Consider the following 8,741-nt stretch of genomic DNA (forward strand, 5'->3'; position numbering starts at 1 on the left):
GGCCGCGGCCTCGATGCCGCTGCCGGACAGGCCCGACTTCAGATCCTCGTAGGCGGCCGGATCGGCGACCGCGGCGAAGCGGGCGCCGAGGTCGCGGGCGAGCGCCGCGAGCGCCGTGCCGTTGGTGGAGGCCGTGACGGCCTCGACGCGATAGCGGTCGCGGGCGCGCCGGATCAGGTCGACCGTGCTCGTCCCGATCGAGCCGGTCGCGCCGAGCAGCGTCACGCTGCGCTCCAGGGGACCGCTGGACGGCGTCGCGTTGAGGGGAACCGCACTCATGTCAGCACACCGATAAAACAATCACCAGACGAGCAATCCATGCGCCGCACCGTCGAGGCCGCCCCGCATCGCGCCGAGCAGGGCCGCCGCGCCGGCCGCGGCCAGGAAGCCGTCGAGCCGGTCCATCAGACCGCCGTGTCCCGGAATGATCCGGCTGGAATCCTTGACGCCGAAACGCCGCTTGACGGCCGACTCGAACAGGTCGCCGGCCTGAGAGACACAGGACAGTACCAAGCCGAGGGCCGCGACGGCGAGGAGATTCGGCAGCCCGGCCAGGGCCGCGACAACGACGCCCGCCAAGACCCCGCCGGCCGCCCCGGTGACGGCCCCCGACCAGGTCTTGCCGGGGCTGATCGACGGGGCGAGCTTCGGCCCGCCGATCAGCCGGCCGCCGAAATAGGCGAGCACGTCGGTCACCCAGACCACGGCGAACAGAAAGAACACGGCCGTGACGCCCCACACCGGATCGGCGCGCAGCACGACCGGGCCGGCCAGCACCAGGCCGGCATAGCCTATCCCGTTGACGCACCAGGCACGCCGCTCGCGCACCACGGCCGCGGTCGCGGCGACGCCGGCGAGCAGCACCAGGACGGCGAGACCGGGCCGGCCGATCCCGGCCAGGAGCGCGGCGATCACCAGCACGGCGGCGCCGAGCGTCTGCGGCAGGCGGCCGGTGCGCAGCAGCTCGGAGGTCCACTCCCAGTGGACCCCGAGGGCCGCCACGGCCCAGAACAGGACGAAGGGCCAGCCACCGAACAGCACGGCCCCGATGGCGATCGGGGCCAGCACCACGGCGGAGACGATGCGGATCAGCGTGTCGCTGCGCGTCTTGGCGGAAGGTTCGCCCGGCCGCGCCGGGGCCGATGCGTCGTGGGGCACGGGTCAGGTTCCGGCTCCCGCCGCAGCGAGGCCGCCGAACCGGCGTTCGCGCCGCCGATACTCGGCGATCGCGCCTTCGAGGGCGGCCTGGTCGAATTCCGGCCAGAAGATCGGGACGAACACCAGCTCGCTGTAGGCGGCCTGCCAGAGAAGGAAGTTCGACAGGCGCTGCTCGCCGCTGGTGCGGATGATGAGATCGGGATCGGGCAGATCGGGGGCGTCGAGCTGCGATCCGATCAGCTCGGCCGTGATCGCCTCCGGCGCCAGCCGGCCGGCCGCCACCTCGGCGGCGAGGCGCTGGGCCGCGCGGGCGATCTCCTGGCGCGAGCCGTAGTTGAACGCGACCACCAGGACCAGCCCGGTGTTGGCCCGGGTCAGCTCCTCGGCCTCGCGCAGGAGCTTGGCGATCTCGGGATCGAGGCCGCGATGCTCGCCGATCACCCGGACCTTCACGTTGGTCTTGTGGAGGTCGGCGAGATCGTTGCGGATGAACCGGCGCAGCAGGCCCATCAGGTCGCTGATCTCGGCCGGCGGCCGCGACCAGTTCTCCGACGAGAACGAGAAGATGGTCAGGAACCGGATGCCGAGCTCGCCGGCGGCCCGGACGGTCCGCCGCAGCGCCTCGACGCCACGGCGATGACCCTCGCGGCGCGGCAGGCCGCGTTGCGCCGCCCATCGCCCGTTGCCGTCCATGATGACGGCCACGTGGCGGGGTGCACCGCAACCGGCCCCGGTCGCGCTGCGCACCGCCTCGGGAATGGACATGGTGCGACTCCAGAGGTGCGAGCTCACACCGTCATGATCTCTTTTTCTTTGGCCGCGAGCGTCTGGTCGATGTCCCCGATGGCCTGGTCGGTGGCCTTCTGGACCTCGTCCGACATGCGCTCGTGGTCGTCGCGGCCGATGGTGCCGTCCTTGTCGAGCTTCTTGAGCAGCTCCATGCCGTCGCGCCGCACGTGGCGTACCGCGACCCGGGCCGTCTCGGCGTATTTGTGGGCGACCTTGACGAGCTCCTTGCGGCGCTCCTCGTTGAGCTCCGGCACGCGCAGGCGGATCACCTGGCCCTCGGTGTTGGGCGTGAGCCCGATATTGGCGGCGACGATCGCCTTCTCGACCGGATGGACGGCCGACTTGTCCCACACCTGCACGCTGATCAGGCGCGGCTCCGGCACGCTGATCGAGGCGAGCTGGTTGAGCGGCATGTGGCTGCCGTAGACCTCGGCCTGGACGTGGTCCAGCAAGGCGGTCGAGGCGCGGCCGGTGCGCAGGCCGCCGAGCTCCTGCTTCAACATCTGCAGGGCACCCTGCATGCGGCGCTTGATCTCGTTGATGTCGTAGCTATCGGTCATCGACATTTCTCCAGAAGCGACGGCGCCGCACCCGAGCGGGACCCGGGTCCTTCAGGCGCGCGGCCCGCAATGAACGCTGCGGACGTCAGAGTCTCGCGGATCGAAGTCTCGGCGATCGCGGTGATCAAGATCTTGCCCGTCACGGTCCCGTGCGTCGGCATGTCAGCCACCGACGATCGTGGCGCGACCGGTGCCGCGCAATACCGATTCGACGGCCCCCGGCTCGCGGATCGAAAACACGATGATAGGGATGGCATGGTCGCGGGCAAGGGAAAACGCCGTCAGGTCCATCACCCCGAGGCGCTTGTCGAGCGCCTCGTCGAAGCCGAGGCGCTCGTAGCGCGTGGCGGCCGGATCCTTCTTCGGGTCGGCGCTGTAGACGCCGTCGACATTGGTCGCCTTGAGGACCGCGTCGGCGCCCATCTCGGCGGCGCGCAGCACCGCGGTCGTGTCGGTGGTGAAGAACGGGTTTCCGGTGCCGCCGGCGAACAGCACGATGCGGCCCTCGTCGAGATGGCGGCGCGCGGCGCGGCGCTCGTAGGTCTCGCAGACCTGCGGCATCGCCAGCGCCGAGACGGTGCGGGCCTTGGCGCCGCGCCGCTCGATGGCGGACTCGAGCGCCAGCGCGTTCATCACGGTGGCCAGCATTCCCATCACGTCGGCGATGGTGCGGTCGGCGCCGTGACTCGCCGCGGTGGCGCCGCGCAGCAGATTGCCGCCGCCGACGACGACGCCGAGCGTGACGCCCAGCGCCTGCGCGGCGATCAGGTCGGCCGCGAAACGGTCGGCCGTCGCCTGGTCGATGCCGAACGGCTCGGAGCCGCTCAGCGCCTCGCCCGACAGCTTGACGATGACCCGCCGGTAGTCCGCCGCCGCCATGTGACCCCTCTCCCGCAGCCCGATCGTGGACGGCGCGGCCGAAGCCGCGCCGCGAAGCGTCGGTGGGGTGGGATCAGCCCTGCCCGGCCGCGGCCGCGACCTCGGCGGCGAAGTCACTCTCCTTGCGCTCGATGCCCTCGCCGAGGGCGTAGCGCACGAAGCCCGTCACCTTGATCGGACCGCCGACCTTGCCCTCGGCCTCCTTGAGAGCCTGGGCGACGCTCTTGCCGGTGTCGTGGATGTAGGGCTGATCGACCAGGCAGACCTCCTTGTAGAAGGTCTTGATGCCGGACTCGGCGATCTTCTCGATCACCTTGTCGGGCTTGCCCTGCTGGCGCGCCTTGTCGGCCAGGACGTCCTTCTCGCGCGCCACGACGGCGGGATCGACACCGGACTCGTCGACGGCCAGCGGGTTCGACGCGGCGATGTGCATGGCGACCAGCCGGCCGAGCGCGAGAAGCTCGTCGGTCTTGCCGGACGACTCCAGCCCGACGATGACGCCGATCTTGCCGAGGCCCTCGCCGACCGAGGAGTGGACGTACTGGCCGACCACGCCCTGCGAGACCGAGACGCCGGCAGCGCGGCGCAGCGTCATGTTCTCGCCGATGGTGGCGATGGCCGAGGACAGCGCCTCGGCGATGGTGACGTCGCCGACCTTGGCAGCCGAGATCGCCTCGACGTCGGTGCCGACGTCGAGCGCCACCTGGGCGACCATGCGCACCAGGCCCTGGAACAGGTCGTTGCGGGCGACGAAATCGGTCTCGGAGTTGACCTCGACGACGACGCCCTTGTTGCCCTTCACGGCGACGCCGATCAGGCCTTCGGCGGCGACGCGACCGGCCTTCTTGGCGGCCTTGGCGAGGCCCTTCTTGCGCAGCCAGTCGACCGCGGCCTCGAGGTTGCCCTCGGTCTCGCCGAGCGCGGCCTTGCAGTCCATCATGCCCGCGCCGGTCTTGTCGCGAAGCTCTTTCACCAATGAAGCGCTGATGTTCGCCATGTCGAATTGTCCTTTGGGCGGGACGCTCGCGGGCCCGGTCGACGGACCAGGCCCGACCGGCCGTGCCGGATCGGGCATCCACGACTAACTTGACGCCACCGTGACGGATGACGGGCGCGGCGGCGCGAAAGATCGATGGCGGCGCGGGCCCCTGCCCGGCGCCGCCGTCGCTGTCACTCGGCCTCGGCGCTCATTTCCTTGGCCTTGGCGATCCACTTCTCGACCCGGCCCGGCAGGCCGACCGCATCGCCGACATGGTTGGCCGCGTCGGGGCCGAAGGCGGCGATCTGCCAGTAGTGGAAGATGCCGAGCTCGTTGAGCTTGCGCTCGATCGCCGGCGACACGCCGGTGAGCTTCTTGAGGTCGTCGGCGACGCCGCGCGGGCCCGACAGCGACTCGAAGCCCGGGCCGGTGGCGGCCGGCTCGGCCGGCAGCTCCTCGACGACCGGGGCCTCGGCCTCGCCGATGTCGATGCCCGCCTCGCCATGGGCGCGCGAGATGCCGTCGATGGCGGCGCGCGAGACGAGGTCGCAGTACAGGCTGATGGCCCGGCCGGCGTCGTCGTTGCCCGGCACGATGTAGGTGATGCCGTCCGGGTTGCAGTTGGTGTCGACGATCGCCGCCACCGGGATGCCGAGGCGCTTGGCCTCCTTGATCGCGATGTCTTCCTTGTTCGTGTCGATCACGAACAGGAGGTCGGGCAGGCCGCCCATGTCCTTGATGCCGCCGAGCGCCCGGTCGAGCTTGTCGCGCTCGCGGGTGAGCGTCAGGCGCTCCTTCTTGGTGTAGGCCTGGGCCTCGCCGGTCGCCAGCATCTCCTCGAGCTTGCGCAGGCGCTTGATCGACTCGGAGATGGTCTTCCAGTTGGTCAGCGTGCCGCCGAGCCAACGGGAGTTGACGTAGTACTGGGCGCAGCGCTTGGCGCTGTCGGCGACGATGTCCTGGGCCTGGCGCTTGGTGCCGACGAACAGGATGCGGCCGCCGCGGGCCACCGTGTCCGAGATCGTCTTCAGCGCCTGGTGCAGGAGCGGCACCGTCTGGGCGAGGTCGATGATGTGGATATTGTTGCGGGCGCCGAAGATGTACTCCTTCATCTTCGGGTTCCAGCGATGCGATTGATGGCCGAAATGCACGCCAGCTTCCAAGAGCTGGCGCATGCTGTACTCGGGCAGCGCCATTGTAACGTCTCCGGTTTTTCCGCCGCGGATGTGTGAACCCCGAACGACACTTCGCTTGCGGCGAAGCGATCGCCCGACGCCACCGGACGGCTGGATGCCGAGAATCCGCGTGTGAGATGCGGCGCTTATAAGAGCCCGGCGCCCGGAATGCAACCAGGGTGGCCGGGATGTCTCCCCGGCCGCCCTGCATGTCGGATATCGTGCCGACGCCGTGCCAGACCGGGGCCCCGGCCGGTCGGCGCCCGCGCGGCCTGGCCGCATCGCGTCCCGGCCCGCAGGTGCGATGTGGCCGTGGAGGCCGGCCCGAGGTCCACAATCCCGGGCCCCCGGGCTACACTGATGCGCTCGCCGGCGCCCCCCGCGCGTCGCGAGGCGTTCCGACGGGTCCCGGTCTTGCGCATCCATTCCGCCGCCATCGTGTATTTCGACGCCGTGCGCCGCGCCGGCTCCATCCGCGAGGCGGCGCGCCGGCTGAACGTCGCCTCCTCGGCCGTCAACCGGCAGATCCTCAAGCTCGAAGCGGAGATCGGCACGCCGCTGTTCGAGCGGCTGCCGGGCGGGCTGAAGCTCACCGCGGCGGGCGAGGCCATCGCCCGGCACGCGCTGGTGGTGCTGCAGGATCTCGAGCGCGCCCGCTCCGACGTCGAGGGGCTGCGCGGGGCCCGCGCCGGCCACATCACCATCAGCACGGTGGAAGGCGTCTGCGGCGCCGTCCTGCCCGAGGTGATCGGCTTGCTGCGGGCGCGCGCGCCGCGCGTCACCGTCGCGGTGCAGACCATGGGGTCCTTCACGATCCCGGACGCCATCGCGGCGGGTGACGCGGATGTCGGGGTCGCCTTCGCGCTGCGCCGCGCGCCGGAGCTGCGGCAGGTGGCGCTGAGCCGCTTCAAGCTCGGCGCCGTGATGGCGCCCGCTCATCCGCTGGCGGGCCGCACGACCGTCAGCCTGGCGGCCTGTCTCGACCACCCGATCATCCTGGCGACGCCGGATCTCTCGATCAACCAGTTGCTCGGCCCGGCGCTGGCCCGCCTGCCCCGCTCGGTCGAGCCCTGCGTCACGGCCTCCTCGATCGAGCTGATGCGGGAGCTCGCCGAGCGCGGCGCCGGCATCGCGTTCCAGACCCGGGTCGGCCTGGAGCGGCAGCTCGCCGAGGGGCGCCTCGTCCATGTGCCGCTCGACAGCGGCGGCCCCGTGTGGAGCGACCTCGGCGTCTATGTCCGCTCCGGCCGCTCGCTGCCGGCCGTGCTCGACCTGTTCCTGCAGATCCTCGGCAATGCCCTGCAGGAGCGCGAGCAGGTGGAGAACGCGCGCGCCTGATGCCGTTTCGGCAGCGGCCTGCAGCAATTTCTCTTCTTTCTAGATCATAAGAGAGCGAACTAAGGTTTTTCCCGTAGTCACGGGAAGGAACCCTCGCCATGGCGGCCACCCTCGAAGCCGTGCGCGTCTCGCACGCCCAGTTGCCCATCATCGACGTCACCGGCCTGAGCTCGTCGAATCCGCAGGACCGCGCCGCGGTCGGCGCGGCGCTGCAGGCCGCCTGCCGCGACAAGGGATTCTTCTACGTCACCGGCCATGGCGTGCCGCAGGGCCTGATCGACGCGGTGCTGGCCGAGGCCAAGGCGTTCTTCGACCAGCCGATGGAGCGCAAGCACGCGGTCGACAAGGCGCTGTCGTTCTGCAATCGCGGCTACGAGCCGCTGAAGGGCCAGACGCTCGAGCCGGGCGCCCCGCCGGACCTGAAGGAAGGCTACTATATCGGGCCGGACCTGCCGCTCGACGATCCGCGCGTCGTCGCCCGCCGGTTCAATCGCGGGCCCAACCAGTGGCCGGCCGACCTGCCGGGCTTCCGCCCCGCCATGCAGGCCTATTTCGCCGCGCTGACCGATCTCGGCGCGCGGCTGATGCGCGGCCTCGCCCTCTCGCTCGACCTGCCCGAGGATCATTTCGCGGTGTTCGACCGCGACCCGCTGGCGACACTGCGGCTGCTGCATTATCCGCCGCAGCCCGCCAACGCGGCGCCGGGCGAGAAGGGCTGCGGCGCCCACACGGATTTCGGCAGCCTGACGCTGCTGCTGCAGGACGGCGTCGGCGGCCTGCAGGTGTGGGACGAGGCGGGCGGCACCTGGATCCATGCGCCGCCCGTGCCGGGCGCCTATGTGGTCAATCTCGGCGACCTGATCGCGCGCTGGACCAACGACCGCTACCGCTCGACGCTCCACCGGGTCGTCAACGTCTCCGGGCGGGAGCGCTACTCGGTGCCGTTCTTCTACACCGGCAATCCCGACCAGCCGATCGCGTGCATCCCGACCTGCCTGGCGCCCGGCGAGACGCCGAAATACGCGCCGACCACGGTCGAGGCGCATCTGCAGGACATGTACGCCCGGACCTACGCGTGAGAGATCGTCCCTCCCCCGCGGGCGATCCGGTCGTGCTGATCCACGGGGCCTGGCAGGGCGGTTGGGCGTGGGACGCCTTCCTGCCGGAGCTCGCCGCGGCGGGCCTCGACGCGGTGGCGATCGACCTCCCCGGCAACGGGCGGACTCCGGCGGAGGAGCCGGTGTCGCTCGACCTCTATGTCCGCCACGTCCGCGCCGCGGTGGAACGCTTCGGCCGGCCCGTGTCGGTGATCGCGCATTCGGGCGGCGGCATCGTCGCCTCTCAACTCGCCGAGGCCTGTCCTGATCAGGTCGCGCGCCTCGTCTACGTCGCCGGCATGATGCTGCCGGACGGCGTGGCCTTCGCCGACCTGGTCCGCGACCTGGTCGCGGAGCATCCGCAGGCCGCCGGCATCGGCCCGCATCTCGTCTGGTCGGACGACCGGTCGAGCAGCCGCGTCCCCGACGCCGTCGCGCTGGCGTTCTTCTTTCACGACTGCAGCGCCTCGCTCGCACAGGCTGCGGTGGAGAAGCTCACGCCGCAGCCGGAGGCCGGCCGCGACATTCGTCCGCGCCTCACCGCCGCGCGGTTCGGTCGCGTGCCCCGCCTCTATGTGGAGGCGATGGCCGACCGCTCCGTGGTCCCGATCTTGCAACGACGGATGCAGTCCCTCGTGCCCGGCGCGGCCGTGGTGTCGCTGCCGACCGGACACGCGCCGCAGCTCGCGGCACCGCGGCTCCTGGCGGACGTGATCGTGCCGTTTCTCACGACGGCTCGTCGCAGCAGCCGCCGCGCCGGCGCGGC

The 8,741-nt window shown here is 71.0% G+C and carries 9 protein-coding genes and 1 pseudogene; 3 read left to right on the forward strand and 7 right to left on the reverse strand.

Annotated elements, in window-relative coordinates:
* The 7 genes and pseudogenes from CH341_RS24490 to CH341_RS24520 all read right to left on the reverse strand — a co-directional run.
* Window positions 1-279: pseudogene (locus tag CH341_RS24490) on the reverse strand (1-deoxy-D-xylulose-5-phosphate reductoisomerase); the annotation flags it as partial.
* A gap of 21 nt (window positions 280-300) precedes the next feature.
* Window positions 301-1,158 carry a phosphatidate cytidylyltransferase gene (locus CH341_RS24495; protein ID WP_281023563.1) on the reverse strand — a complete coding sequence of 286 codons (858 nt, stop codon included), beginning with the start codon at window positions 1,156-1,158 and terminating at the stop codon, window positions 301-303.
* Window positions 1,159-1,161: 3 nt separating this feature from the next.
* Complete coding sequence (locus CH341_RS24500; RefSeq protein WP_111421601.1) at window positions 1,162-1,923, reverse strand: isoprenyl transferase; 762 nt, start codon at window positions 1,921-1,923, stop codon at window positions 1,162-1,164.
* Window positions 1,924-1,946: 23 nt separating this feature from the next.
* The gene (gene frr / locus CH341_RS24505; RefSeq protein WP_170149787.1) at window positions 1,947-2,507 is read right to left on the reverse strand and encodes a ribosome recycling factor; all 561 of its coding nucleotides are present in this window, start codon (window positions 2,505-2,507) and stop codon (window positions 1,947-1,949) included.
* A gap of 162 nt (window positions 2,508-2,669) precedes the next feature.
* Entirely contained in the window at window positions 2,670-3,386 is a 717-nt protein-coding gene (gene pyrH / locus CH341_RS24510) for a UMP kinase (protein WP_111421603.1), read from the reverse strand.
* 73 nt (window positions 3,387-3,459) lie between these two features.
* Complete coding sequence (tsf, locus tag CH341_RS24515; protein WP_111421604.1) at window positions 3,460-4,383, reverse strand: translation elongation factor Ts; 924 nt, start codon at window positions 4,381-4,383, stop codon at window positions 3,460-3,462.
* A 173-nt stretch (window positions 4,384-4,556) separates the two neighbouring features.
* Window positions 4,557-5,561, reverse strand: a complete 1,005-nt coding sequence (locus tag CH341_RS24520; protein WP_111421605.1) for a 30S ribosomal protein S2 — start codon at window positions 5,559-5,561, stop codon at window positions 4,557-4,559.
* A gap of 393 nt (window positions 5,562-5,954) precedes the next feature.
* Here CH341_RS24520 and CH341_RS24525 point away from each other — a divergent pair, with 393 nt between their 5' ends.
* From CH341_RS24525 to CH341_RS24535, 3 genes are all read left to right on the forward strand, one after another.
* Window positions 5,955-6,878: a LysR family transcriptional regulator gene (locus tag CH341_RS24525; protein WP_170149788.1), complete on the forward strand. Its 924-nt coding sequence runs from the start codon at window positions 5,955-5,957 to the stop codon at window positions 6,876-6,878.
* 98 nt (window positions 6,879-6,976) lie between these two features.
* Window positions 6,977-7,957 (forward strand): isopenicillin N synthase family dioxygenase, encoded by a 981-nt coding sequence (locus tag CH341_RS24530; RefSeq protein WP_111421607.1) that lies wholly within the window; start codon window positions 6,977-6,979, stop codon window positions 7,955-7,957.
* The coding region (locus CH341_RS24535; protein ID WP_111421609.1) for an alpha/beta fold hydrolase at window positions 7,954-8,741 on the forward strand (788 nt) is incomplete at its 3' end. The genes CH341_RS24530 and CH341_RS24535, both read left to right, overlap by 4 nt.

The sequence above is a fragment of the Rhodoplanes roseus genome, from assembly GCF_003258865.1.
GTDB lineage: Bacteria > Pseudomonadota > Alphaproteobacteria > Rhizobiales > Xanthobacteraceae > Rhodoplanes > Rhodoplanes roseus.

Coding starts and splice junctions, on each gene's coding strand:
- CH341_RS24500 (WP_111421601.1), bottom strand. CDS start 1,923: ATGTCCATTCCCGAGGCGGTGCGCAGCGCGACCGGGGCCGGTTGCGGT.
- frr (WP_170149787.1), bottom strand. CDS start 2,507: ATGACCGATAGCTACGACATCAACGAGATCAAGCGCCGCATGCAGGGT.
- pyrH (WP_111421603.1), bottom strand. CDS start 3,386: ATGGCGGCGGCGGACTACCGGCGGGTCATCGTCAAGCTGTCGGGCGAG.
- tsf (WP_111421604.1), bottom strand. CDS start 4,383: ATGGCGAACATCAGCGCTTCATTGGTGAAAGAGCTTCGCGACAAGACC.
- CH341_RS24520 (WP_111421605.1), bottom strand. CDS start 5,561: ATGGCGCTGCCCGAGTACAGCATGCGCCAGCTCTTGGAAGCTGGCGTG.
- CH341_RS24530 (WP_111421607.1), top strand. CDS start 6,977: ATGGCGGCCACCCTCGAAGCCGTGCGCGTCTCGCACGCCCAGTTGCCC.